Origin of the sequence: Paenibacillus sp. SAF-068 (assembly GCF_051967555.1) — a bacterium.
In the GTDB taxonomy this organism is placed as follows: Bacteria; Bacillota; Bacilli; order Paenibacillales; family Paenibacillaceae; genus Paenibacillus.
In genome coordinates this window covers 104,983-130,778 of sequence record NZ_JBQCJX010000007.1, presented here as the reverse complement: position 1 = coordinate 130,778, position 25,796 = coordinate 104,983, and the positions used below count along the sequence as shown (strand labels likewise).

Genomic DNA, 25,796 nt, shown 5'->3' with positions numbered 1-25,796 from the left:
TAAGCAACTTGTGTTGTAACGCTTTGGAAAATTAGAGTTATATTTGTGATTTATAGCATTGGAAATGTAAAAATGTGCAAAAAAATAAAGTCTGGATAGCTAACGATAGGCTATATTATTTTTCTGATCTATAAAGTAAACTAAGCGTAATCATGTTATACGCAACGGAAAAATCGCATGCTGACGGGGATGGTAGGCTGTTCTCAAAATGCAAGCTCATCAGGACCATGCAACAGAGGAGCAGAAGTTTAGCTTCAGGTCACTAGACATCAGAGTACAAACATCATTTTACGGCTTGGCGGAGCTGCATTTGGCATGAGGAACAATGTGTAAATAAGGGGGAGATATTGGAGTGATTCACTATACCTGTCGTGCCTTTTGGAAGATCACGCTGGTCTTTGTGCTAGTGTTTACTGCATTATCGGCAGGATTAGGAACAACACGGTCAGCGCACGCGGAGATGTGGTATGAACAGTATCTGGGAGAGATACAACTACTTCCTTACGGGTTTGTACCGAAAGGTTGGGAGTTTGCTGCGGGACAAAAGATGAGTATTCAGGACAATGAAGCTTTGTATTCATTGCTTGGTTTGAATTATGGGGGCGATGGACAAGTCGATTTTGCATTACCGGATCTAACATCGCTTCCTACACCTGACGGTATGGGCTACTACATAGCAACTACTGGAGTATTTCCTGCACGCGAAAATGGCGGGACTGCGATGGGGTATGGAGGTGAAGTGCGCATCTTCCCGTATACTTTTTCGCCTGATGGCTGGCTCAAGCTGGATGGGAGTACATATAATGCGCAGAGTTATCCTCAGCTGTACTCCGTTATTCGTGATGTGTTTGGATCTCAGGATGGTCAAAAATTCACTTTGCCCAGTATTAGTGCACCGCTGCGAAACCAACCATTACACTTTGCTGTGGCGGCAAGACCGATGGGTAGTCAGAACGGAACGGATATCAGGAATCAAAATAGTGAAGTTTTACTAGGACAGACCATACCATTTCTTGTTCCGATGCAGACCAATTGGAGTGCTAGCGATGGGAGATCGTTTCCCATAATGGGTTACCAAGCTCTTTTTACACTCCTGGGAACTAAATTTGGTGGCAATGGAAAGGATACATTTTCTATTCCAGATTTGAGAAATAATCCTTTCGATTTCCAATATTATACTGTGGATAGTTCAGGACTATACCCTTCTCGTAGTGAACGAGGAGGGGGGCCTTCTGCGGTCGCAGGAACAAGTACGATCTATACCGTGGCCACTGGACTGACGGTGCGAATTAACAGCTCGGATTTGATGGCGAATGTACCTGGTAGTGCGGGTGCCAAGGGAGTTTCGTTGCGCGCTCAGCCGCAGCATGGAACGGTTGTTCAGGATAGTACCGGCTTTATTTATCAGGCTCCAAACTTCTATTACGGTAATGATAGCTTTACAGTGAGGACATACAACGATAATGGATTTGCTAACGGTTATTCGACGGTCCAAATCAAGGTGGAGCAACCTGTGCCACCTATTGTAACCGGTGTTAGCGATGGGGGCATTTACAATCGTACGGTGAATCCAGTATTTAGCAGTGGCATGGCTACTCTGAATGGCCATCCGTTTACGAGCGGAACAGCGGTTACTGCGGAAGGAAGCTATACGTTAGTCGCAACGAACAGTTACGGTTCGACGCAGGTTCAATTTAGAATTGATCTTACACCGCCGACGGTACTTGGAGTAACGAATGGTGGGCGTTATACAGTGCCGCCTACGATTACGTTTAGCGACGGAAGTGCTACGCTGAATGGAGCGACATTTACCAGCGGAGGACAGATCAGTCAGGAAGGTAGTTATACACTGATCGTCACTGACACGGCTAATAATAGTTCAACGATCAAATTCAGTTACTATGCACCACGGCAGCTTCTGTTCGATAGCGGCGGCGGAACGAGCGTAGCTACGCAAAATTTGTATTATGGTGATCATGGCATTGAGCCAACTGCACCGACACGAACCGGTTATACATTTACCGGCTGGTATAGCGACGCAGCGCGCACGCAGCCATTTCATTTTACGAATACGGAAATTACGACGAATACACAGTTGTATGCAGGCTGGAGTACTAGCCAGTATACCGTTAGCTTTGACAGTAGTGGTGGAACAGCCGTAGCGGATATTCCGGTGAACTATGGCTTGACCATTAGCGAACCGACAGCGCCAACACGAGTCGGTCATACATTTAACGGCTGGTACACGAATGCGGGTCGCACGCAGCCATTCCATTTTGGAAATACGGCAATAACGCAGAACATGAGGCTATACGCCGAGTGGATTGTTAACCAATATGCGGTTAGCTTTAACAGCAGCGGTGGTACGGCAGTAGCGGATGTTGCGGTGAATCATGGCTCTACGCTTAGCGCACCAACTGCTCCGTCGCGCACGGGTTATACGTTTACAGGTTGGTACACCGATGCTGGTCGTACACAGCTGTTCAACTTTGCTGGTACGGTGATAACGGGAAATACACAGCTGTACGCTGGCTGGAGTATCAATCAGTATTCCGTCAGCTTTAATAGCGGCGGAGGTACAGCTGTATCAGATGTTCCGGTTACGTATGGCTCCACGATTAGTGCACCAACGTCACCAACACGCACAGGGTACAGATTTATTAGCTGGTATAGTGATGCGGCACAAACGCAGCTCTTCGATTTTGCGAATACACCGATCACGACAAATACACAGTTGTACGCTGGCTGGAATATCAATCAGTACACTGTCAGCTTTGATAGTAACGGAGGTACAGCGGTAGCGAATCGTCAGATCGACTACGGTACGCTCATGAGTGAGCCAACGGCTCCAACGCTAACGGGATATACATTTGGCGGTTGGTACACAGATGTGGCTCATACACAGCGCTTTGAATTTGCTAGTATGCCAATAACGGTGGACACACAGCTCTATGCAAGCTGGACGCTCCAATCGTATACGGTCACGTTCGACGTATATCAGGGAGATCATGCTAATGTGCCTGATCAGATGATAGAGTACGGCACATTGATTACGCGTCCTACAGATCCGGTACGTACGGGTTATACATTTACCAATTGGTACACAGATGCAACACATACGCAGCCATTTGACTTCCAGACGATCATTACTGATTCGGTTACATTGTATGCAGGTTGGAGCACCAATCAATATGTAGCCAGTTTTGAAAGTAATGGTGGTACTCTAGTGAGCGAGCAATTGCTCGACTATGGTAATCCGGTGCAGGAGCCACAGCAACCGAGAAGAACGGGTTATACATTTGGCGGCTGGTATAGTGATGCTAGCTTACAGCAACGTTTCGATTTTGCGACATCGTCTATTCTGGATCATGTTCAGCTATACGCAGGTTGGGAACGCATTCTCTATACCGTTAGCTTTGATACGGCCGGAGGCTCGGATATACCGGATATGAGTATCGGACATGGCGATCAGTTAACCTTAATGAATGAGCCAACTTCGGATGCGGAAGGTCAAGTCTTTGCAGGTTGGTTTGCAGATTCACAGCTCACGGTTAAATTTGATTTTAGTCAGCCGATCCAGTCGGATGTAACTTTGTATGCCAAATGGGCAGTTCAAGTACAGCAGATTACATTTGATACGGATGAAGGCACGACAATTGCTCCACAGACCGTTGCTTATGGCGACCTTCTGTCTCGTCCAACCGATCCAGAACGTACAGGTTATACGTTTGCTGGCTGGTATGGGGATGCCGCACATGATCAGCCATTCGATTTTGCAACAACGACAGTAGTGGCAGATATGACGTTGTATGCGAAATGGAATATAGCCGTGCGAACCGTCACCTTTCATACGGATGGTGGAACGGCAATACAGGCTAGCGAGGTAATTAACGGTGAGATGTTAACTCGTCCAAGCGATCCGGTGCGAACCGGGTATGCGTTTACGGGGTGGTACAGGGATATCACACGTACTCAGCCATTTGATTTTGCAACAGCGACGGTAACTGCTGATATGACGTTATATGCCGGTTGGACGCTTATACCAACACCAGGCGGTGGTGACTCAGGAAACAATGGGAATACAGGTTCCAACTCCAATTCCAGTCTTGGCTCAAGCGGTAATCCTTCTAATGATAACAATGATACGCAGACAAGTGTGTCCATTCCTGCGGGGGAAGCTGGTCAACTTCGACTAGGCACAGGGGTGCTGCTTGAAGTTCCAGCCGGTGCTTCCGACCAGCCACTAGAGATTAAAGCCATTGTGGTAGACACACCGGTTACTGGATTAGCAAGTAATCAACGTGTTGTGAGTCAGGTGGTGGAATTCACCAAAAACACGCAGGGTAACTTTAAGATTCCAGTGAAGTTAACGCTGACCTTTGACCCTACTTTACTTCAAAGCAATGAGAAGCTTGCGGTCTTTTATCAGCAAGAGCCGAACACATCATGGACAATGGTTGAAGATGGCAAAGTGGACGACGATAAAATTCGCGTAGATGTGAATCACTTTACACGTTTTGCCGTGATGGCAGTTCCGGCAACAATAGCTGCTCCTACAGCAGCCAATTTTAGTGATATTGAAGGTCACTGGGCAGCTGACAGTATTCGTGAAGCAGCTGGGCTTGGTATTGTCAAAGGCTATGCTGATGGTACGTTCCATCCAGGTGCGCAAGTTACACGAGCAGAATTTGCTGCCATGCTTGTCCGGATGCTTAAGCCGGTGCCTGATAATGAAAATGTTATTTCAACATTGCCTGCTTTCGAGGATGCAACCGAGATTGGGGCATGGGGAATGAAGGAGATTACACAGGCAAGCACACTGGGGTGGATTCAAGGTCATGCGGATGGAACCCTCCGTCCAAACGCTCCAGTCACACGTGCAGAGATGGCAGTTATGGTTAGCCGTGCGCTGACATTGACTGATGTTACGATCGAACCTTCCTTCACTGATGCAGCCAGCATTCCGGTATGGGCAAGCCAGGCAGCAGCTCACATGCAGCAATCGGGTCTGATGAAAGGTCGACTCAATGGGGCATTTGATTCTTCGGCACTGACAACCCGTGCGGAAGCAGCGCAGGTATTGATGAATGTACTCCAACATAATTGAACCCGATCCGGGATTAGTCTCTCTTGCCGTTTTACGATGTCATATCGTAAAACGGCTTTTTTCATTGTTTCATCGCAGTATTACTCGAGACGAGTATAGTTGATAGATTAGTCAGACATAAAAAGCCCCGCGCTCCGGGGGATGGAGAGCAGGGCTGAGAATTTGATGAATGATTGCTATGACTTAAGCTGTTTTTTGAGTTGGGCTAATCGTTGGTGTGTCTTTAGGCTGATTACCTTTGTTGCGAGTGATCAATCCGCGAAGGTAAGGCAGTACCCAGTGATCCAGACCGATTTTACCTGCATTTGCACCAGCAACAACCAGGAAGATTTGCATCAGAACCAGTTGAGCGTTCGTGCTTACTGTACCCGAGAAGAGGAACGCGAAGTTCATCACGAGAGCCATCAGCGCAGCCAGTGTTGTGAAGCATCCGAGAATGAGTCCTACACCTACAAGGAATTCACCAAGTGGAATGATGAAGTCGAACAATCCTGCGTTTGGTACAGCGAATTTCTCAAGGAATGTTCCCCACCATGCTTGAACTGTTGGATTTTCACCCGTTGCTTTGCCGACTGCCCCGGCAAGGAACCCGCCAGCTTGGAATCCGCCAGTCAATTTGCTCCATCCGTGAGTCATCCAATCGTAACCGATATACACCCGAAGTACTGTCAAAATCCACATTGCCACTTTGTTTTCTCTAAGCCATTGGTTGAAGCTGAACATATAAACCACTCCTTCATGGAATCTAGTGTGTGTTGTTTTTGTTTTTCTAAGTGATCACCTTTGATGTCTTTATTGTATAGTTCAAAAGTCGTTTTGTTTGTGATTAAAATCACAATCTAGTTCAAATTTTAAGTAAGGTTTGAGAAGTTCACATTTAGGACATATTTTTCTCCCGCTTAGCTGTTTCAAATGTGGGATTCACGCTGTATCAAGGCCTTCTGGGCGCAGACAAATTAGACGGTGTGTGATTAAATGGAAAGAAATACGTGAAATGGTTGCCCACATGAGACATATATCACAACTTAGAACCAGGCCATATCGTTCAGGAGGTCCCATATTGAAGCTTTTTAAATGGAATAAAGCAGCATTGGCTGCATCTCTGTTTATTCTTTCATTAAGTCTTGTTGCTTGCCAAAACCAGGAGACGGCTCAGATGCCACTTCAGCCAGAACCGACACCCGCACCTGTACAAGAAGAACAGACTGTGGAGGAGTCCGACACGTCTCTTTATACAGCACCTCTTACGGGTCTGCCTGTAGATGAAGCAATTACGCGTCGACCACTCGCCGTAATGATTAATAATGCACCAGCAGCCCGGCCCCAATCGGGTCTAAGTTCAGCCGATATCATTATTGAAGTCCTCGCAGAGGGCGGCATTACCCGTTTCATAGCCATCTTCCAGAGTGAAGGCGGTGCTGAGACGGTTGGACCAGTTCGCAGTATACGCCCATACCTGATTGAGCTCGGCGAGAGTTATGATGGGGTGCTCGTTCATGCCGGAGGCAGTCCGGAGGCGTATTCCATTTTGCAAAGGCAGCAGAAACAGCATATGGATGAAATATCGAATGGTGGACCTTATTTCTGGCGTTCCTCGGATCGTAAAGCCCCACATAATCTGTATACTTCAGCGGACAAGCTGAGAGAAGGGGCAGATATCAAAGGCTACAGCCATGATTTCAAGTCTCCCGTATACATCTATAACAAAGAAGGCGCGACATCTGCAGGAGAGACAGTACAGCAGTTCGATATCCAATATTTATTGGATAGTTACCGGGTGACGTATGATTATGATGAAGTTAGCGGACGATATATGAGAATGGTGAATGGTAAGGCAGATCATGATCTGGATAATGGGACTCCACTTGGCGCAGCGAACATTATTGTGGCAGGTGCAGATCACAGGGTGCTCGATAGTGTAGGACGGTTGTCCGTTAATTTGGAACAGGGCGGTGAAGCGATGTTGTTCCAGAAGGGCAAGATGATTCGTGGACAGTGGGTGAAGAAGCAGGGGGATATTATTCGTTTTGTTCAGGATGGCAGTGAAGTGGCTCTTGTGCCTGGTAAAACGTTTATCAGTATTGTTCCCAATCAACCGGAATTTTCTAGTCATGTGAAGCTGGCTGGACAATAGAAGGATGTAATGAAAGAAAACGATGAAACATGTACCCATTTTGTTGTCGAAAAGGCATGATATTGTACCTTGGCATGAAAAGTAGAATAGTGTTGATTCTGTATTTTGATGTCGAATTGTAAACGCAGTGTAAAATCTCAACTTGAATTTACCATTATTCCAAATAATTAAGATTCATTTCAGATTAATGTGATAAGAATATAAAAAAGGATCACACCTTTTGTACAAACCATGAAACAAATATGATAAGATATCAAAGGTTGTCATTTCATGTTTCATCGGTTATCGGCAATTTTTTCCGTAAAGGGGATAGGGCTATGAAGCTTAAGAAGAAGAAGGATATATTTTTTGAGACACTGGAGAACATGGCAGATACGGTTGTTCAAGCGGCAGATTATTTCTCCCAGCATGTTTCCAACCTTCAGGATGTGACTCTTTTTGCCAATGAAATGAAGAAGTACGAGTCCCAATGTGATGACTATGTGCACACAATTATTACGGAACTCAACAAAACGTTTATCACGCCGATCGAACGCGATGATATTATGGAGCTGACAACGACACTTGATGACGTATTGGACGGACTCGAAGCAACGGCTTCCCGTTTCTATATGTACCAACTGACGGATCCTGACGAATATATCGTGCAATTTGCTGAAATTTTGCGTCAATCGGCTTACGAAATTCAGAAGGCCATTCATTTGCTGTCTCAGAAAAAATTGCTGGCGATTCGTGAGTACACGATTCGATTGAATGATCTGGAAAATCAGGGTGATGAAGTGTTGCGCATGTGTATCAAGAACCTTTTCGCTACCGTTCCTGATCCGATTGAATTGATCAAACGTAAGGAAATTTACGAACGTCTTGAGACAACAACGGATGCTTGTGAACACGTAGCAAATGTGCTCGAATCCATCATCATGCGTAATTCTTAAGGAGCCAGAGAATAATGGAAACAACGATTTGGGTATTAGGTATAGTCGTCTTCCTTGCACTGGCGTTTGACTTCATCAACGGTTTTCACGACACGGCCAATGCCATTGCTACTTCAGTATCGACACGGGCACTGACGCCACGTCGCGCGATCCTTTTGGCAGCGGTAATGAACTTTGTCGGTGCGATGATGTTTACAGGCGTTGCGAAGACGATTGGGGGGAGTGTAACCGACCCCACCACGCTGGATAACGGGATCGAGGTCGTCATAGTCACCTTGATCGCTGCGATTATCTGGAACCTGGTTACATGGTGGTTTGGTATTCCGTCTTCTTCATCACACGCATTGATTGGAGCCCTTGCTGGTGCCGTGCTCGTTGGCGCAGGTTCCGATAAAGTGAAGTGGAGCGGGTTCATTGATATTGTCGGAGGTTTGCTATTATCACCTCTGATCGCATTTGCCATCGGTTATGTGGTCATGACGATTCTTAAATACATTTTTGCCAAACGCAGTCCGCATAACGTGAATAAAGGTTTCCGTACGGTACAGATTTTCACGGCAGCACTGCAAGCTTTCACACATGGTACGAATGATGCACAGAAAGCGATGGGTATTATTACGTTTGCTTTGGTTGCAGCAGGTGTACAAGATCATCTGGAAGTGCCGCTGTGGGTTAAAATCTCAGCAGCAACCGCGATGGCTCTGGGTACATCCATTGGTGGTTGGAAAATCATCAAAACAATGGGTACCAAAATCTTTAAAATTGAACCAATTAACGGTTTTGCCGCCGATCTGTCAGCTGCTTCCGTTATTTTCACAGCAACGTTGCTTCACCTTCCAGTTAGTACAACGCACGCGATCACATCAGCTATTCTGGGTGTGGGTTCCGCAAAACGTTTCTCTGCTGTGAAATGGGGACTTGCTGGACGAATCATTATTACGTGGTTCATTACAATTCCAATTACTGCGGGACTGGCAGGATTGTTGTACTGGATTATTTTCTAAAGAGAGAAGTGATCCCGAACGAATCCGGGGTTACCAGACAAACTGTTCATAACTGTGTGAATATCGGGATATGTGGACAATTATACAACCAAAATCAAGAGACGCCTGTGCATGAACGTGTGGACAGGCTGGATATGTGGATAGCCATCCGTGGAATGATAAACCAAAAGAAGATATTCCTGTGGATACAGGGAACTGTGGATAGGGAAATGAGAGAAGCCAACAGGGTTGGCTTTTTTTGTTGTCGAGTTTGAATGCACGTCTGTGGATATTTGGAACACGTGGGAGACGTGCCTATGGTTAAAGTTGTACAATGACGTAAAGATACAGGACAAGGACGTGGTCTAATTTATGATTCGTACACTCGCCATTACACGAGAACATCAAGTCTCCGTGAACGTACCACTTACACAGCTGGATCTGAACGATTACGCCTGGGTATGGGCGGATTTTAACCAGCCAACGGAAGAGGAAAGCCGTTTGCTGGATACATATTTTCATTTTCACCCCTTAGCTATTGAGGACTGTCTGCATGTGTTGCAGCGGCCAAAGCTTGATTATTATGAAAATCTGCAGTTTCTTGTACTGCATGCACTGAATCCCAAGACGCTGGAAGCCGAGGAGGTTGACTTGTTTCTTGGAGCAAACTTCCTTGTGTCCTTTCATCATGGCGTATTGGAGGAAGTGGATGAAGCGTGGGAGCGCTTGTTGCAGCATGTACATGAACGAACCATCTGGGCGCGAGGTCCAGTGGCAGCGGCCTATACGGTGATGGACAAGCTGGTCGATCATTATTTTCCGTCCCTATTTGCCATTGAGGATGAACTGGCTGAACTGGAGAACCGGGGTGGACAAGAGTCCGTTGAAGACCTGATGAATCAGGTGTTTGACTTGCGAAGCCGATTGCTGAAGCTCAGAAGAACGGTCGTACCGATGCGGGATCTGCTCTATCGGGTGGTCAATTCCCAGCATGTGCAGCGAACAGGCGAACATACGGCTTATTTTACCGACATCTATGACCATTTGTTGAAGCTGACGGACATGATTGAAGCTGATCGGGAGATGACGGCCGACCTGCGCGACAGTTATATTTCCCTGAATTCCAACCGAATGAACCAGATCATGAAGACACTTACGGTGATTACGACCGTATTTATGCCCTTAACGCTGATCGCCGGTATTTACGGTATGAACTTTGCCTATATGCCTGAGCTTCAGTGGAAGTTAGGGTATGGTGCAGTGCTATTATTGATGTTTGTACTTGGCGGCAGTATGGTGGCTTGGTTTGTGAAGCGTGGATGGTTTAAGTAGAACGTGTTACATTTGGATAGCGGTGAGGGTAGGTAAGGGAAATTGCAGTTAGAATTACATATAAAAAGGCCACTGGGTCATGATCTCGGGCAGAAATAACTGTAGGGAGATGATGTATGCCAGGTGGCCTTTCTGATGCTGCTATAGATATGCTAGAAATATTCTATCCACATGTGAATAAGTATTTCTTTGGAGTGAGCTGTGTATAACTTAAGATTTCTTCCTGTTACTCCACTTCAAGGACAAAAGAAGTCGTTGCTGCTGCTTGACCATTCACAACAATCGTTAGCGTATGTAGTCCGGCATAGTATTTTCTCGTTGTAATGATTTTGAACGACTGTTTGGTGGCTACTTTCGTTCTGCCTGTCGGATACATTTTATCAGAGCATTTGAATCGTTTGGGAGCCTGCTTGCCGTTTGCCTTCATATAACCCATCTCATACTCAATTCGCAGCATCTGTGACTCACCGCTCTCATTAACAACATCAAATGAAAAATGAAGATCCTCGCCAATGGAAATCGTATCTTGGAGAAGCCGAAGCTGCTCAATGTGAATCGAATCCTGCTCGTTATAACCAAAAAGACTTAGTGCTTTGGGATGTCCTTTCTTCAGTAATGACCTGCTGGCATGTCGGACAATCCAGTCTGTATGGGCATGTTGTCCATACCAGGTGGTGGCCAGATCTAAAACCAGTTCGGGGTGGTCTTTGGAGATGTCATTCAGATGATTGGCAACACTTTTGCGCACGTAGAGGGACTCGTCCTGTTTCAATGCATGCAAAATCGGAAGTACAGGTGTTGGATCAGTGATAAAGTTCTGTAGTTTGGCGCCCCATGGCAAACGTGGCCTGCTACCTTCACTGGCAAGTCTGCGGATATGTTCGTTGTCGCTATCTGCCCACGCCATCATATGTTTCATCGTTTGGATTGGATAATGCTTAATAAACGGGCGTACCGCAAACTCGGAGCTGGAATAAGGTGTGAAAAGGGTCAGATACTTCATGGATAGCTCGTAATCCTCCGGGTCAAGTCCATTCACTTCGATAAAATCCGGTACAAACAGATATTCAACGCCTCTCATATTCGGCGCGGCTTGTTCGATAATATGTAATGCTTCCTCATATTTGTCGGGCAGTACTGCAGTCAAGGCCAGTGTGATTCTGCGAATGCGCGCCTTGAATTCCAACTGTTCCCAGCCCTCGGCGAAAACCAATTCGTGAAATTCCTGTGTATCCAGCTTCGGGTAGAATTGACGCAACAGTTCACCGGTCCGATCGATTAATGCGGGAGTGTATTTGTCTTTGAAAAGTTCCATGGTCCGCCTCCTTTAGTTACTATCCAGTATACCTCAAATTACAGGAATAAGAACATGAGTTCCTTAAATTTATTTGTATACGGATGAATGATGTTAAGCCCCCCTCTATTGGGGGGCCTGGATGAATTTAACGTTTGCGGCTTTTGGGACGACGCTTGGTGGCATTGGATTTGCGGCGAACTGGAGTTGTGTTGCGGCGACGTGGAGTACTCGTTTGTTTATTCGTCCGTTTGCGCTTCCGTCTCCGGGGCGGCGTATATTCTTCATAGTCTGCATCAGCTGCACTGTTACTTGATTTTCCTTTTCCAAAAGGCAGAATGCCCATGACGAGCTTCATCATCGGAGCCATCTGCTGGATCCCACCGACGACCTTCTGCATTTTGCCTATTCCACTCATGATCCCATCAATACCGCCAAAGCGGTCGATCATTCCTTTTAACTCACCAATGTTGGCTAATGAGAAGCCGGAACTGCCCGCAGCAGGTGCCGGTACCGGAGCTGGGGCAACAACCTGAGCTGTGCCTCCATATAAGTTCCCACCAGCTACTCCTTGCCCATAGGGTATTACTGCAGATGCTTCGACTTCACCGAAGCCCGGGTAATGGGGCTCTACTCCAGGATACATCGGTTGAATCTGAGTTTCATTTAAAGACCGCGGAACCACACCGGGCGGCATATAGGCAGAAGTACGTGCCTGCCGATGAGCATGAGAAGACGGACGTTGCCCTTGTGCTGGCTGGCGGTGATAATAATGCTGTGGCATGAACAATCACGTTCCTTCTATTGGATTTCGGAATTGCGTTCCACAAGTTTCATGACAGATGTATATCAATATACGATAGTGGAACTCCCTTTGGTTATACTGTATGTCATTCGCGGAGAGACGGCGTAGGCGGGTATCCCGGAAAACGGGATATTTGCGGATTTGGGCGCATGGCATGATGGCAGGTCCCGAAGAGTAAAACGCAGTTTAGACACAAAATTGTAACATTTGAGACGGTTGAAATCCTACATAAGTAATCGGATATATACAGGTGAAAACTGGGAAATAGCGCGGTAATTTCGTCAGATGTACGCGAGGGGAGGACAATAGTACCTTTTGTAAGCGGTAACATGTATTTTTATTCTGTAGTGCGTGAAATCGGTAACGCTTGAAATACCAACTCAGGGTGAGTACAATGTAGGTACACAGTAACCGCTAGGGGATGATGATGAAATGCAGCTGAAAAAGCTAAATGATAAAAGCATTGAACAACTATTTGAGGCTATTTTGACGCTAAAAGATATTGAAGAGTGTTATGTTTTCTTTGATGACCTCTGCACGGTAAACGAGATTCAATCCATGTCCCAGCGGCTGGAAGTGGCTCGTATGTTGGGTAAAGGCAATACGTATAACCAGATTGAAGCAGAGACAGGTGCGAGTACAGCTACGATTTCACGTGTGAAACGCTGCCTGAATTACGGTAATGATGGTTATAAAATGACACTGGAACGCCTGGGACGCTAACATGAAGAAGCCGGGTGTACTCATCATCAGTCACGGTTCACAGGAGCAGACCTGGGTGGAATCCGTCGATGACGCGATCTCCCGGTTGAATCTGCCTTCGCCATTACCGGTTGAAGCCGGTTTTCTTGAACTTGTGGAAGGACGCCTGATCCAGGACGGTATCGACCGACTGGAAGCACAAGGCGTAACCGATATTTTGGTCGTACCTCTGTTCGTTTCGTCCGGGAGTACACATGTGGATGAAATCGAATATGCGATTGGTGCAAAGGAAACACCTGATCGCGAAACGGATCTCGAACCGTTTGATGTGAAGGCTCGGGTTCACTTCGGTTATCCAGTGGACAACGATCCGGATATCGCTGTGATGGTGTGGGACAAGGTTAAGCTACTCTCTCAACAGCCTGAGCAAGAGACCATACTGCTGGTAGGGCACGGGAGTATTCATGATGGATTTCGCCAGCGCTGGGAAGCCGGAATCTCTTCCCTTGCAGAGCTTGTGCAGGAAGTTAGTGGTGTAGCCCATACGGATTATGCATTGCTAAATCCGGAGAGCGTGTACGACAAAGTGAAGTATTGGAGCGAAGAGCGGGGGAACCGGGTTATTGTGGCGCCGCTGTTTTTGAGTGCCGGTTACTTCACAAGAAACGTAATCCCGGACCGGCTGAAGGAACTGGATTATGAGTATAGTGGTGAGACGCTGTTGCCACATCCATTGCTTGGACAGTGGCTTGAGCGCCAGATCCAGATTTTGCTGGATAGATGTAATGAGGTCGGGGCTTCTTCTTGAAGTATTCACTTTGGCATGTGTGTGATCGCATTGATCGAAGTAATGTCGTCATCAGTTCATGTGAACTCTATAGCTTCATAAACAATCAAAACCACGTCCAAGGACGTGGTTTTTTTGTTTGTTGTAGACCACTCGACCACTCGAACGAGGGCCAGGTTACCCACTTATGGGAGCGTGCAAATTCAGATGTAGCTCCAGTAGATCTATTAATTGGTCAACGATCTCCTCAGCCGGATAAGGCATGGAATTCATAATCCACCACTCCAGGAGACCGACTGCAGCGGAAGCAAGAAACTGTATGGTAACCTCTTTCTTCATACCCTCCTGAATGCCACAGGCATCCATTTGTTCCTCCACTCCCTGGACCAACAATGTCATCAACTTACTACGGAATGCCGGAATACCTTTTTTGGTTAGAAGTGTAGTATAGGTAGAGTCATGCTGTTCCAGATAACGGAACGTTCTGAGGAGCGCATCCTTGGCCGTAACGGGTGTTGTAGTAGAGCTTTCGATCATACAGGCATCCAATAACTGCTGCAAATAGGTCTCAATGCATTGATCCAACAGGTCGAACTTGTCAGCGTAATGCAAATAGATGGTTCCTCGGTTTACATTCGCCCGATCAGCAATATCGTTGATCGTAATTTGCTCGAAATCCTGTTCCTCCAGTAATCCTACAAAAGCTTCAATTATCGCCTTTCGTGTCTTGAGTACTCGTCTGTCCATGGCCCCTCCTATAATGGTTTTCAACAAAAAGGAATCATTCGTTGATTATTCAACAAAAACGGATATTTTAACGATTGAAGCACAGTAGGTGCTTTGTTACTCTTATTTTATCAACAAATGTTGATAAAACAACGATTATTTATAAAATATGAAATTGAGGGATAACAGATGAAGATATTAGTATATGGTGCGGGTGTTTTGGGCAGTCAATTGGCGCACATTCTGGTGCGCGGTGGCAATGATGTCACTCTTCTGGCTAGAGGGAAGCGAGCGGAAGAGCTGGAGAAGGATGGAGTCGTCATTCGGCATATGTTTCAATTCAAAACGACAGTTGATCCGGTTCGAGTAGCCAGAACGTTGGAAGTGGATGATCAATATGATCTGATTTTTGTTGTCATGAAATATAATGATTTTCCTTCTGTGTTACCTATTCTGGCAGACAATCAGAGCAGTAATATTGTGATTGTGGGAAATAACGCAGATGCACGAAGCATGCAAAATTTTTTGGAGCAAAACAGCAGGGTAGCAAAACAGGTCGCGTTTGGATTTCATGTGAGTGCAGGGAAGCGGGAAAAGGACCGCATGTTATCGGTCGGTGGAGGCAACGGACAAATGGTGATTGGCAGTCTGGACGGAGAAATAGGCTTTAAACCTTTGTTGGATCAAGCTTTCCAACATGTGAAATACAAGTTGAATGTTCTGAGCGATATTGATGCCTGGCTGAAAAGCCATGTTGTACCCATTCTGATGCTTAATGCGGTGAGCTTTAATGAGAAACGTGAGTTGATCAAGTTGGACGGGAACAAACAGCAGATCCAACATATGATTCGGGCGATGGATGAGGGCTTCAGCGTGCTTGAAGCTATGGGTATAACGATTATACCGGAGATTCAGGCTAAAATGATTCGCAAGCATCAACGGATGATGTTTCTTCTGTTGAAGATCTATAGTATGCTTCCGGTTCATAAGCTGGTCGCGGGTTCTTTTGCAGAGATTGAGGTGTTAAATCAGGCATTTACCGATTGGAAAAAGACAACAGGCATCCCGACACCCCATTGGGACGTGCTGAAAAGAGATTTTACTCCCCTTAAATAAAATGTACTCTTGCTCATTGACTCAATACCGACTACAATAAAACCAACTAATAAAATGGGATTAAGGGGATATGAGGATGCGAGAAGTGCCCATGCGGTATGTAAAAGCGAATCAGGTCGGTATTGTATTGTTTGTTTTACTCTCGTTTGTGTTCAATCCACTTGTAGTTCTGGGCGCACTCTGGATCATTCAGGTGATTGGTCTGGCTTCCAGTGGCAAGCTTAATCTGTTTGTGCAGATTGGGAAAGTTGTGTTGACGGATAAAGGAACAGAGACGCAGGCGGTGGAACTGCAGCGATTCAACAATATTCTGGCTGTGCTCTTCCTGTCTCTGGCACTCATCTCGTTCTCGCTTGGCTGGGTAACCGCGGGTTATGCCTTCTCTGTCATGCTTCTCGCGGCTGCAAGCGCGGCTCTGCTGGGTTATTGTGTGGGCTGCACGGTGTATTTCTGGTACAAACAGTTGCGTGCAGGGCGAAAAATCGGATTTTGAGGTTGGCTGAAGAGTGATATGATAATAAAACAACCTAATCTTAGATTAAGGATCTTGACGTGCGATGTTCCGAGGAGCTTTCTTGCGTTGAGCATTTAACTGAAAAATCTCTAGCTATCGGTTCACGATAGCTTCATAACGAAATCCCCCTCAAGTGAGCTGTTCACTTGAAGGGGATTTTTTTACCTAAACCAAGCTTTGTTCAGATTGTTGGTGAAATTGTTATCATTGAAAGGTACGTTGGCACTGCCAAAGTCCGTGGTATTGAGTGCATTTCGTGCCGCAGAAGTCAGGTCGTCCCATCCGATTAAAGGTTGTGTTCCCCCAACAACGTTGGTGACGCCTAGTTCATGGTTCAGTGGCCAGGTACTATTATAGGAAATTAACGGATGGTTACCTTGTGTATTGGTATTGCTCGGTGTGACGTTGGTGAACTGTCCGTGACCGGAATACGCGATGGAGAGGATTTGGGGATTGGCCGCTGCCGGATTATCTACCCACACGACGATACCTTCCCAATCATGACGATGGCCGAGCCCAGGGGAGTGAGAGTCTTTGGGAAAATACCACGAATACATGATGGCCCACACTCCGTTGTGCCATGCCGAGCGGGAGTAGATCTGTCCTGTACTTGAGCTACAGTTTCCATTCGATGACCCGGATGTATTCAAGCCAGCACTGGTATTGCCCTGTTGATCGACCGCAGGGAAAGGAACACAACCATGATAGACTTTCAGAAAAGGCTGAAAACGCTTGGCTGCTTGTTGTGTCACGGTGACTGGTGAGACTTCCTGAAATCCGACAACCTGATCATGATTAATTGCTGCTGCTTCAACAACGGTAACCCAAGGAATACATGCCATAAGAAGGACCAGGAGCATTAACACGATTTTTTTCATTCACAGTTCTCCTTCACGGGTATGGTGTGGTGCGAAGTTGCGGGTGCACTAAGACTATATTGGGAAAAGGTTTGTATTATTTATCTTTTTATCTTGAGATTTGTAAATTTGTAGCATATCCATGTCATAATCATATGAAGGTATCAAAATTGAAGACTAATTCCTGTCCAAGCGGGCAGAATGGTTGATTAATGAGACTATTTTACATAAAAGGTAATGGGACAGATTCAGGATTGGTGCAGAAGGTTATTGGGTAGTGGAAGGAATCGTGGATACATATATGAAAAAATATACTTATAGATTACAGGCTAGGACATCTTTACATTTGATGATATGATAGGAGTTAAAGGCTTTGGAATGAGACGGAATTCCTGATGCATAGATATAGGTAAGACGAAAGATTAGAGCAGAATGAACGGAAGTTCATTGTTGTGTTAAAAATATGCCCTTTTGTGGATGGATGCAAGGTAAGATTATGAGGTCGTATAGACTCATGGATAATGTGGAATAGGTGGCGTATGAGATGAAAAAAGCTCGCTTAATATATAATCCGACCTCAGGCCGGGAAGAAATGAAGAAACGTCTGGCTGATATTTTGCAGCGTTTGGATCAAGGTGGTATTGAAGCTTCATGTCACGCAACGACGGGTGAAGGTGACGCAACCCGGGAAGCTGAACTCGCGATTGAACGCGGATATGACATGATTATTGCTGCTGGTGGCGATGGTACATTGTACGAAGTCATCAACGGCATGGCCGAGCGGGAGAATCGTCCGCCGCTGGGTGTGTTTCCTTTGGGAACGACGAATGACTTTGCACGTGCACTCGGCATTCCGAGACAATGGGAAGATTACGTGGATATGGTCATTAACCAGCAGCTTCGTCCGCTCGATCTGGGCAAAGCCAATGATAAATATTTTATCAATATCGCCGGTGGTGGATCATTAACTGAACTGACCTATGAAGTGCCGAGTCGTCTGAAAACGATGATTGGGCAACTGGCCTATTATATGAAGGGTATTGAGAAAATGGCGAGCCTGTCTCCTCAGGAGCTGATTATTCGCGCCGACGGTCAGGAAGAGATTCATGATGAATTCATGTTATTCCTCATCGCCAATACCAATTCGGTTGGGGGATTTGAAAAGCTTGCTCCAGGTGCGACCATTGATGATGGTCTGTTCGATGTGATCGGTGTCCGCAAATGTAATCTGGCTGACATGATCCGCCTCGTCACGCTCGCGCTGCGTGGGGAGCATCTGAACGACAAGAAAGTGGTTCATTTCCAGACGAGTCATATGGAAGTTACCTCGCCGGGTTATGTGCAATTGAACCTTGATGGAGAGTTGGGCGGTACGCTGCCAGCTACATTTACGAACCTCAAGCATCATCTGCAATTGTATCGTTAAGAATGTAGTTGCTGTGGGCAATGTGGGTCGCTTGCGAAAAGCAATGTTGATCCCCTCAGAAAAGCTATGATGCTGCAGCAGTGGTTGCACAGTATCGCATAACTGTTGAGGAGAGTTGGATTCAGCTCTGCGGTAAGGCGAGATGGAAGTGGATTTTCCAGTTGCCGTGTACGGTGGGATCGCGTATAATCTCATGTGGTCACCATGCTGAAAATAGCAGTTTGGTCGAGTGCCGGCGGCTAACGAACTCAGAAAGCCTTAATATGGCGAAATCGCCGAATCTGCGAATCTAACGAATCTCAACGTCGTTATTATGAAGAAAATGGTCTAATAAGGTCGTAAAACACCATCCGAAGATGATATAACGTTTCTGAAGTTCATTAGAAATTCGGAACGTTATTTTTGATGTGATACCATATAAGAAGAAAGAAGTGAATGTACGTTGTCTAATACGAACCGCAGCGGTCGTGGAAAAAACCGCCGGAATTCGGCTGCCTCTCAGGGGCAAGGGAACGCTTCAGCGTCCCGTCAGCCAAGTCAATCATCTCGTCCATCACCACGTCAGCAAGGGAAAGAGGTGCGGCCACAAGGCGCATCTCTTTCTGCCGTTCGTTCAAAGGGGAGAGCGCGTGAATCAGCACCAATCGAAGGACTGCCCGTTAGCAAAAATGAAGAGACCGTCATCGACATCATTGGTATGAACCATGACGGTGAAGGGGTAGGTCGCGCGAATGGATACACGCTCTTCGTGCAGGGTGCGCTTCCGAGTGAAACTGTGCGTGTTCGCGTGATGAAAACCAAGAAGCAGTATGGCTACGCCAAGTTACTGGAGATCGTGAAAGCAAGCCCGGATCGTGTGTCCGCGCCATGCCCGATCTACGATCAGTGCGGCGGCTGCCAGATCCAGCATATGAGCTATGCCGGACAGCTTGCGTGGAAACGCCAGTTGGTCGTAGATAATTTGCAGCGGATTGGCAAATTGAACGTGACGGTGGAGAATACAGAAGATGCGGAGCAAGGCATTCGCGTTCTTCCTACGATGGGTATGGACGAGCCGTGGCGCTATCGTAATAAGGCACAGGTGCCAATTGGTGTGACCGAGGGTGGCTTGGTAGGAGGATTTTACGCCAAAGGAAGTCATCGGATCATCGACATGGACACCTGCCTCATTCAGCATGAGCACAATGACGAAGTGGTTGCGAAGGTGAAGGAGATCGGCAGTCATTTTGGAATCAGTGCATATAACGAGGAGACAGGTCGCGGTCTGCTGCGCCATGTGGTTGTGAAGAAGGCGTTCCGTACAGGCGAGATGATGCTTGTTCTGGTCACCAATGGACGAGACATTCCGTACAAAGACGAGTGGATTGGCAGTATCCGTGAAGCGATTCCGCATGTGGCGAGTATCTGCCAGAATGTGAACAAGAAACAGACCAACGTCATTTTCGGTGATGAGACCCGCGTCCTATGGGGCCGTGATGTAATCTATGATTATATCGGTGATGTGCAGTTTGCCATTTCGGCGCGTTCGTTCTACCAGGTGAATCCGGTGCAGACGGAAGTGCTGTACGGGAAAACGGTGGAGTACGCCGGACTAACCGGCAAAGAAACCGTGATCGATGCCTATTGCGGCATCGGTACGATTTCTCTTTTCCTCGCGCAACATGCGGATCAGGTGTATGGGGTCGAGATTGTGCCTGAAGCGATCGAGGATGCGCGCAGCAATGCGCTCTTGAACGAGATGCGTAACGTGAAGTTTGAAGTGGGTGCATCCGAGGACGTTATTCCGCGCTGGAAAGAACAAGGCATCGAAGCCGACGTCATCGTTGTCGATCCACCGCGTAAGGGCTGTGATCCACGTTTGCTGGAAACGATCCTGGAGATGAAGCCGGAACGTGTGGTGTACGTGAGTTGTAATCCGAGCACGTTAGCACGTGATCTGCGTGTGCTGGAGGATGGCGGGTATCGCACGGTTGAGGTAACGCCGGTGGATATGTTCCCACACACGGTGCATGTGGAGTCGGTGGCGATGTTGGTGAGGGAGTAGTGTTTTGAAGCTAGATTACCTGCTTTAATAAATAGCTAATTAGCCCGAAGCTTCTAAAGTTCGGGCTAATTAGCTATTTATAACCAAATTAATTCATTCAACGAAGGACATTTAATGATGCTTCCGTTCGTCGGATGGAGAATCGTTTTATATAATCATTTGGAGAGTTGATGGTGGTCTGAACAATATCAAGTTTTCCAGTTTATCCGTTTTCAATAGCTTGGTGTTGTTAAGTGTTTTCTAATACCGCAGTAAGACGTGGCAAAGGTATACCTAACTTTTGGGCTTCTCTCACAACTTCAAGTACTGCAAAACTGGACGTACTATTATTGTATTCAATGAAAAGTCGTGGTAAGCTGCCTTTTGCAAAAATAACCTTGTTAAACAGCGTTCCGAGAAGTACTGGTGGAATCTTGGTCAACAGTAGAGTAATCGCGTCCATCTTTGCGCCTCTTGCTTTAAGTACAGGGGTCATTTCCCGCATACTCTTACCGACATTTGCGAATGAGTCACCATGATTCAAGAGTGCTGGGAAACTTCCCCGTTTTAACACCTCGGCCTCCATCGCCGCATTCGTGGCATAGTGATTCCATAACCAGCTTTGCATATCCTTGATCCAATTGATTTTAAAATGGGCGCTTTCAAATAGTTCTTTGACCTTGTTGTTGATCTGTTCCGTGCCTACCCGTGGTTTTTCCAGAAATATCATCTTTAAAAAGCCGCCCCTAAGCTTATTGTCCTCAATGCCGCCTCCTGCTCCTGGGAACCCAAAGACAACATTGTTCATAGACAGGGGCAAGATTGATGACTTTAAATCCTGCCAAATATTATTGAATATTAGGATCGGGGTGTTACCAGCAGTAGTCGAAAGTATTCTTGCTGCTTCGGGAAGTTGTTCCGTGTTGACACTCGCAATAATGAGATCATAATTTGGGTTTATCTCCTCATGCAGCTTGATTTTCCAGCTTTCTTGGATGAAATGTTTTCCTCTTCGTGCGTCCCACATTTCAAGAGCGATATGACTTCCAAATGTTTCTTTCCTCCCTTTTCTAACGTAAAACTCAACGGTATGCCCTGCCTTCTCTAAAGCCCAAGCGTATTGGGTCGATATTACACCTCTACCGAAAAATAAAATTCTCATCTTAGCCTCCTAATATCCATATTCATCTTTGTCGATAATCCAACAACGTGTTGTATAATGTTATTGTATAGATTCACTATTTGGTCATCAACCATCAGATTTTTAATATCTGTCGTATAATCAATCCAATAGAAAATGGAGGTCAAACATGAATAAGCAACCTGAAATTACGGAAAAAACAAGGCAGACATTTATAAATGTATTCTGTGATTTATATTGCCGAAAACCAATCGAAAAGATATCCATTCAAGAGATTGCTAACCAATCAGGATATAATCGGAGTACATTTTATCAATACTTTACAGATATCTATGATCTGTTGGACTGCGTTGAAGAGCGCATGTTGAAATCAATTAAGGAGGAAATGGCAGGAAGAGAGTTTTCTACACATACTATCCAAGATGCACTTCAATGCTTGGAAAATGCAGAGGAAATTTCAGTTCTTAAAGCTGTATTGGGCGATTATGGTTCTGTTCATTTTGTGGAACGCTTGAAAAGAGAAATTCCCTTTGAGCGATTGATTATGGATTTTTCAACAGATGATGTCTTGGCACCATACATCATTGAGTTTTACATATCAACATTAATATCTATGTTTCGTCTTTGGATACACAGAGACAAAGATCTATCATCGGAGGAATTGATCAAGCTGATCGATAGTCTATTTTCAAAGGGGATAACACCGTATCATATCTTTGGCACGGTCAATCCGCAACGCTCTGGAGTGTAGAGATGATGGTTAGAAAGCGAAACATAAACATAAGGGGCTCGAGAATTTATATATTCTCGAACCCCTTTTTTGTCTTTGTTTCAATACCATCCATTACCTGTAGTAGTCTAAAACTCCCCATCATCCAAGGCGGTAATTAATATACGTGCACACCCGTACCAAGCACGGATTTGTTTTGTACGAAATTACCGGAGAGATACACCTTTTGCAGATTAGGCAGCTGACTTAGAGTCTCCATATTGGAAATGGCATTGTTCTCGAGATGAAGCTCAAGTTCCATGTCCATCCGATTCCATTTGCAGCTCAGTACAAATCATTCGTTCAGGCGATTTTTTATAGGAGTGAACGGCTACTCAATGCTGAATATTGTCGTTCCAACACATAGACATCATAAATTTTGCTTTTTTCCACTTTGCAATAAAGATGGAATCTGATAGGATAAGTTTATAAATACGATGGTTTTAGTGAGGATTAAAAAGGAGGCCGCCCTTGCCATGCAAGAATTAACACATCTGGATCAACTTGAGGCTGAAGCGATATACATTATCAGAGAAGTAGCAGCGGAGTGCGAGAAACCGGTCATGTTGTATTCCATCGGCAAGGACAGCTCGGTCATGCTGCACTTGGCCCTAAAGGCTTTCTACCCCGAGAAGCCGCCGTTCCCATTCATGCATATCGATACAACCTGGAAATTCAAGGAAATGATTGAGTTCCGCGACCGAAAGGCGAAGGAATTTGGTATCGAGATGATCGTGCACTCTAATGAAGAGGCTATTCAGCAAGGAATCAATCCCTTCGACCATGGTTCCGCATATACCGACATTATGAAAACCACAGCCCTGAAGCAGGGATTGGACAAATACGGATTCACGGTTGCGTTCGGTGGCGGAAGACGTGATGAGGAGAAGTCGCGTGCGAAGGAGCGGATTTTCTCGTTCCGGAACAAGAATCATTCGTGGGACCCGAAGAACCAACGTCCGGAGATGTGGAAGCTGTTCAACACGCGAATCAACAAGGGTGAGAGCATTCGAGTCTTTCCGCTGTCCAACTGGACTGAGAAGGATATCTGGCAATACATTCGTCGGGAGAACATCGATATCGTTCCGCTTTACTCCGCCGACGTAAGACCGATCGTTAATCGTGACGGGCATATCATCATGGTGGATGACGAGCGGATAAAGCTTGAGCCTGGCGAGAAGGTAGAGATGAAGAAGATTCGCTTCCGCACGCTGGGTTGTTACCCGCTCACGGGCGGAGTCGAGTCCGATGCCGTTACACTGGATGAGATCATTGAGGAGACATTGGGTGCGTTATCTTCCGAACGGACCAGTCGGGTTATCGATCAAGAAGCGGCGGGAAGCATGGAACGACGCAAACGGGAGGGCTATTTCTAACATGAAGAGTCTACTTAAATTCATTACCTGTGGAAGTGTTGATGATGGCAAGTCCACGCTGATCGGACATATGCTCTATGAGGCCAAACTGCTATTTGCCGATCAAGAACGCGCGCTTGAGCTCGATAGTCGATTGGGAAGCCGAGGCGGCAAAATCGACTACTCGCTGCTCCTGGATGGTTTGCTGGCCGAACGCGAACAAGGGATTACCATTGATGTGGCATATCGTTATTTTACGACGTCTCATCGTTCCTTCATCGTGGCGGACACACCGGGACACGAAGAGTATACGCGCAACATGGCTGTAGGCGCTTCCTTTGCCGATCTAGCCATCATTCTGGTGGACGCTACCAAAGGCATCATTACCCAGACCAAACGCCATGCCCGGATCTGCGCCCTGATGGGGATCAAGCATCTCGTATTGGCTGTGAACAAGATGGATCTGGTCGGCTTCGATCAAAGGACGTTCGAGACAATCAAGGAAGAGTTCATCCAAACGACGGCCGAATTCCAAATCAAGAGCATTCAGGTCATTCCCGTGTCCGCTACGGAAGGGGACAACATTACAACCCAGTCGCCGAATGCACCCTGGTACGAGGGGTTAGCTTTATTGCCGTATTTAGAAAGTATAGATGTTCATACTACCAATGATACGAAGCCTTTCATGATGCCAGTTCAGCGTGTAAGCAGACCGGACCATACGTTCCGTGGGTTCCAGGGCCAGATCGAGGCTGGAAAGATTTCGGTCGGAGACGAACTCATGACTCTGCCAAGTCGGGAGAAAGCCAAGGTTAAGCGGATTTTGGTGACGGACCAAGCTCAGGATTCGGCTTATGCTGGCCAACCAGTTACGATACAACTGGACCGCGAAGTTGATGTCTCGCGGGGTTGCGTGCTCACGATGGACAATCAAGTCCAAGAAGCTGACAGCTTCGCTTCTACAATCCTGTGGATGGACGATTCCGTCCTGACTCCGGGCAAGCATTATTGGGTAAAGGTCGGAACGAAGACTCTTCCAGGCACTGTAACTGCGATTACCCATAAAATTGACATTAACACGGGCCATACCGTTCCAGCCGATCAAATTGTTAAGAACGAATTGGCCAAGTGTGAATTCACACTGTCGGATCAGATCGTCTTCGATTCCTTTGAACACAATAAGAGCATCGGAGGTTTTATCCTCATTGATCGTGTCACCAACATGACGTCCGCGTGCGGAGTCATTGATCAAGCTCTGAAGGGAGAAAGCCGATTTGCCACGCTGGATACTGGGATCACGAGAGATGTTCGCGCCCAGCAGAAAGGACAATCTCCGCTCACGGTATGGTTTGCTGGCTCGGATACGGTATCTATCGCCAAGGAAGTGGAGAAGCGACTAATGTCATCCGGTTATCATACGATGCTGCTTGAGAGCGTCAGTGGAGAAACGCTCCGCGGTACGGCGGAGATGGCAAAGGTGTTGAACGACGCTGGCCTGATCTCACTGGTTTCCCATGATTCTATCAGTGCGGGCGAGCTTGAGACAGCTCGAGAGATCATCGGGGGCAAAGGATTTATCGAAGTTAACGCGGATGAGATCGGCGGAATGTCCACCCAGGATGCCGCAAAATCCGTGGTTAAACGAGTCGTGCAATCCGTTATCGATCATAGTCCTTCGAATAACTACGACATTTAATAAGCATGTCCGATAAAGCGGTTGCCGATCAGGCAGCCGCTTGTTTGTTTCGTCAAGATCCCTTTATATGTGGAGACTGATCTTTGGATGCCAA

Annotated in this window: 21 protein-coding genes; 14 read left to right on the top strand and 7 right to left on the bottom strand. The window is 46.4% G+C overall.

Annotated features, from left to right (window positions below):
• Positions 1–352 precede the first annotated feature (352 nt).
• Positions 353–5,107 carry an InlB B-repeat-containing protein gene (locus ACTHPG_RS25585; protein ID WP_440392193.1) on the top strand — a complete coding sequence of 1,585 codons (4,755 nt, stop codon included), beginning with the start codon at positions 353–355 and terminating at the stop codon, positions 5,105–5,107.
• A gap of 183 nt (positions 5,108–5,290) precedes the next feature.
• On the opposite strand, the gene ACTHPG_RS25580 is transcribed toward ACTHPG_RS25585, so the two are convergent.
• Positions 5,291–5,830, bottom strand: coding sequence for a DoxX family protein (locus tag ACTHPG_RS25580; protein ID WP_440392192.1), 540 nt, complete (start codon positions 5,828–5,830; stop codon positions 5,291–5,293).
• 337 nt (positions 5,831–6,167) lie between these two features.
• Between ACTHPG_RS25580 and ACTHPG_RS25575 the strand changes: the two genes are divergently transcribed.
• From ACTHPG_RS25575 to corA, 4 genes are all read left to right on the top strand, one after another.
• Entirely contained in the window at positions 6,168–7,241 is a 1,074-nt protein-coding gene (locus ACTHPG_RS25575) for a DUF3048 domain-containing protein (protein ID WP_440392190.1), read from the top strand.
• 317 nt (positions 7,242–7,558) lie between these two features.
• On the top strand, positions 7,559–8,176 hold the full coding sequence (locus ACTHPG_RS25570) for a DUF47 domain-containing protein (RefSeq protein ID WP_062836231.1): 618 nt from the start codon (positions 7,559–7,561) through the stop codon (positions 8,174–8,176).
• Positions 8,177–8,190: 14 nt separating this feature from the next.
• Positions 8,191–9,180, top strand: coding sequence for an inorganic phosphate transporter (locus tag ACTHPG_RS25565; protein ID WP_062836232.1), 990 nt, complete (start codon positions 8,191–8,193; stop codon positions 9,178–9,180).
• Positions 9,181–9,531: 351 nt separating this feature from the next.
• The gene (gene corA / locus ACTHPG_RS25560) at positions 9,532–10,491 is read left to right on the top strand and encodes a magnesium/cobalt transporter CorA (protein WP_440392189.1); all 960 of its coding nucleotides are present in this window, start codon (positions 9,532–9,534) and stop codon (positions 10,489–10,491) included.
• Positions 10,492–10,717: 226 nt separating this feature from the next.
• Here the strand turns inward: corA and ACTHPG_RS25555 are convergent, their stop codons facing one another.
• Both ACTHPG_RS25555 and ACTHPG_RS25550 read right to left on the bottom strand, forming a co-directional pair.
• The gene (locus ACTHPG_RS25555) at positions 10,718–11,806 is read right to left on the bottom strand and encodes a DNA alkylation repair protein (protein WP_440392188.1); all 1,089 of its coding nucleotides are present in this window, start codon (positions 11,804–11,806) and stop codon (positions 10,718–10,720) included.
• Positions 11,807–11,933: 127 nt separating this feature from the next.
• A complete protein-coding gene (locus ACTHPG_RS25550) occupies positions 11,934–12,569 on the bottom strand; it encodes a tyrosine protein kinase (RefSeq protein ID WP_440392187.1) in 636 nt (211 codons plus the stop codon).
• A gap of 453 nt (positions 12,570–13,022) precedes the next feature.
• Here ACTHPG_RS25550 and ACTHPG_RS25545 point away from each other — a divergent pair, with 453 nt between their 5' ends.
• Together ACTHPG_RS25545 and ACTHPG_RS25540 are read left to right on the top strand one after the other, a co-directional pair.
• Positions 13,023–13,313, top strand: a complete 291-nt coding sequence (locus ACTHPG_RS25545) for a YerC/YecD family TrpR-related protein (RefSeq protein ID WP_017690665.1) — start codon at positions 13,023–13,025, stop codon at positions 13,311–13,313.
• 1 nt (position 13,314) lies between these two features.
• Positions 13,315–14,100, top strand: coding sequence for a sirohydrochlorin chelatase (locus ACTHPG_RS25540; RefSeq protein ID WP_440392186.1), 786 nt, complete (start codon positions 13,315–13,317; stop codon positions 14,098–14,100).
• Between the two features lie 156 nt (positions 14,101–14,256).
• Here ACTHPG_RS25540 and ACTHPG_RS25535 read toward each other — a convergent pair whose 3' ends face one another.
• Positions 14,257–14,826 (bottom strand): TetR/AcrR family transcriptional regulator, encoded by a 570-nt coding sequence (locus ACTHPG_RS25535; protein WP_440392185.1) that lies wholly within the window; start codon positions 14,824–14,826, stop codon positions 14,257–14,259.
• A 168-nt stretch (positions 14,827–14,994) separates the two neighbouring features.
• On the opposite strand from ACTHPG_RS25535, the gene ACTHPG_RS25530 reads away from it, so the two are divergent.
• Together ACTHPG_RS25530 and ACTHPG_RS25525 are read left to right on the top strand one after the other, a co-directional pair.
• Entirely contained in the window at positions 14,995–15,921 is a 927-nt protein-coding gene (locus ACTHPG_RS25530) for a ketopantoate reductase family protein (RefSeq protein WP_440392184.1), read from the top strand.
• Positions 15,922–15,997: 76 nt separating this feature from the next.
• Positions 15,998–16,414 (top strand): DUF4395 domain-containing protein, encoded by a 417-nt coding sequence (locus ACTHPG_RS25525; protein WP_440392183.1) that lies wholly within the window; start codon positions 15,998–16,000, stop codon positions 16,412–16,414.
• Between the two features lie 182 nt (positions 16,415–16,596).
• On the opposite strand, the gene ACTHPG_RS25520 is transcribed toward ACTHPG_RS25525, so the two are convergent.
• Positions 16,597–17,313, bottom strand: a complete 717-nt coding sequence (locus ACTHPG_RS25520) for an NPP1 family protein (RefSeq protein ID WP_440392182.1) — start codon at positions 17,311–17,313, stop codon at positions 16,597–16,599.
• A gap of 523 nt (positions 17,314–17,836) precedes the next feature.
• On the opposite strand from ACTHPG_RS25520, the gene ACTHPG_RS25515 reads away from it, so the two are divergent.
• Both ACTHPG_RS25515 and rlmD read left to right on the top strand, forming a co-directional pair.
• Positions 17,837–18,718, top strand: coding sequence for a diacylglycerol kinase (locus ACTHPG_RS25515; protein WP_440392181.1), 882 nt, complete (start codon positions 17,837–17,839; stop codon positions 18,716–18,718).
• Between the two features lie 442 nt (positions 18,719–19,160).
• Positions 19,161–20,762 carry a 23S rRNA (uracil(1939)-C(5))-methyltransferase RlmD gene (gene rlmD / locus ACTHPG_RS25510; protein ID WP_440392180.1) on the top strand — a complete coding sequence of 534 codons (1,602 nt, stop codon included), beginning with the start codon at positions 19,161–19,163 and terminating at the stop codon, positions 20,760–20,762.
• 229 nt (positions 20,763–20,991) lie between these two features.
• On the opposite strand, the gene ACTHPG_RS25505 is transcribed toward rlmD, so the two are convergent.
• A complete protein-coding gene (locus ACTHPG_RS25505) occupies positions 20,992–21,903 on the bottom strand; it encodes a ketopantoate reductase family protein (RefSeq protein WP_440392179.1) in 912 nt (303 codons plus the stop codon).
• 148 nt (positions 21,904–22,051) lie between these two features.
• On the opposite strand from ACTHPG_RS25505, the gene ACTHPG_RS25500 reads away from it, so the two are divergent.
• Positions 22,052–22,633 carry a TetR/AcrR family transcriptional regulator gene (locus ACTHPG_RS25500; protein WP_339304126.1) on the top strand — a complete coding sequence of 194 codons (582 nt, stop codon included), beginning with the start codon at positions 22,052–22,054 and terminating at the stop codon, positions 22,631–22,633.
• A 136-nt stretch (positions 22,634–22,769) separates the two neighbouring features.
• On the opposite strand, the gene ACTHPG_RS25495 is transcribed toward ACTHPG_RS25500, so the two are convergent.
• On the bottom strand, positions 22,770–22,913 hold the full coding sequence (locus ACTHPG_RS25495; protein WP_440392178.1) for a leucine-rich repeat domain-containing protein: 144 nt from the start codon (positions 22,911–22,913) through the stop codon (positions 22,770–22,772).
• A gap of 175 nt (positions 22,914–23,088) precedes the next feature.
• On the opposite strand from ACTHPG_RS25495, the gene cysD reads away from it, so the two are divergent.
• Together cysD and ACTHPG_RS25485 are read left to right on the top strand one after the other, a co-directional pair.
• Positions 23,089–24,027, top strand: a complete 939-nt coding sequence (cysD, locus tag ACTHPG_RS25490) for a sulfate adenylyltransferase subunit CysD (RefSeq protein ID WP_440392177.1) — start codon at positions 23,089–23,091, stop codon at positions 24,025–24,027.
• 1 nt (position 24,028) lies between these two features.
• Positions 24,029–25,702 (top strand): GTP-binding protein, encoded by a 1,674-nt coding sequence (locus ACTHPG_RS25485; RefSeq protein WP_440392176.1) that lies wholly within the window; start codon positions 24,029–24,031, stop codon positions 25,700–25,702.
• Positions 25,703–25,796: the final 94 nt, after the last annotated feature.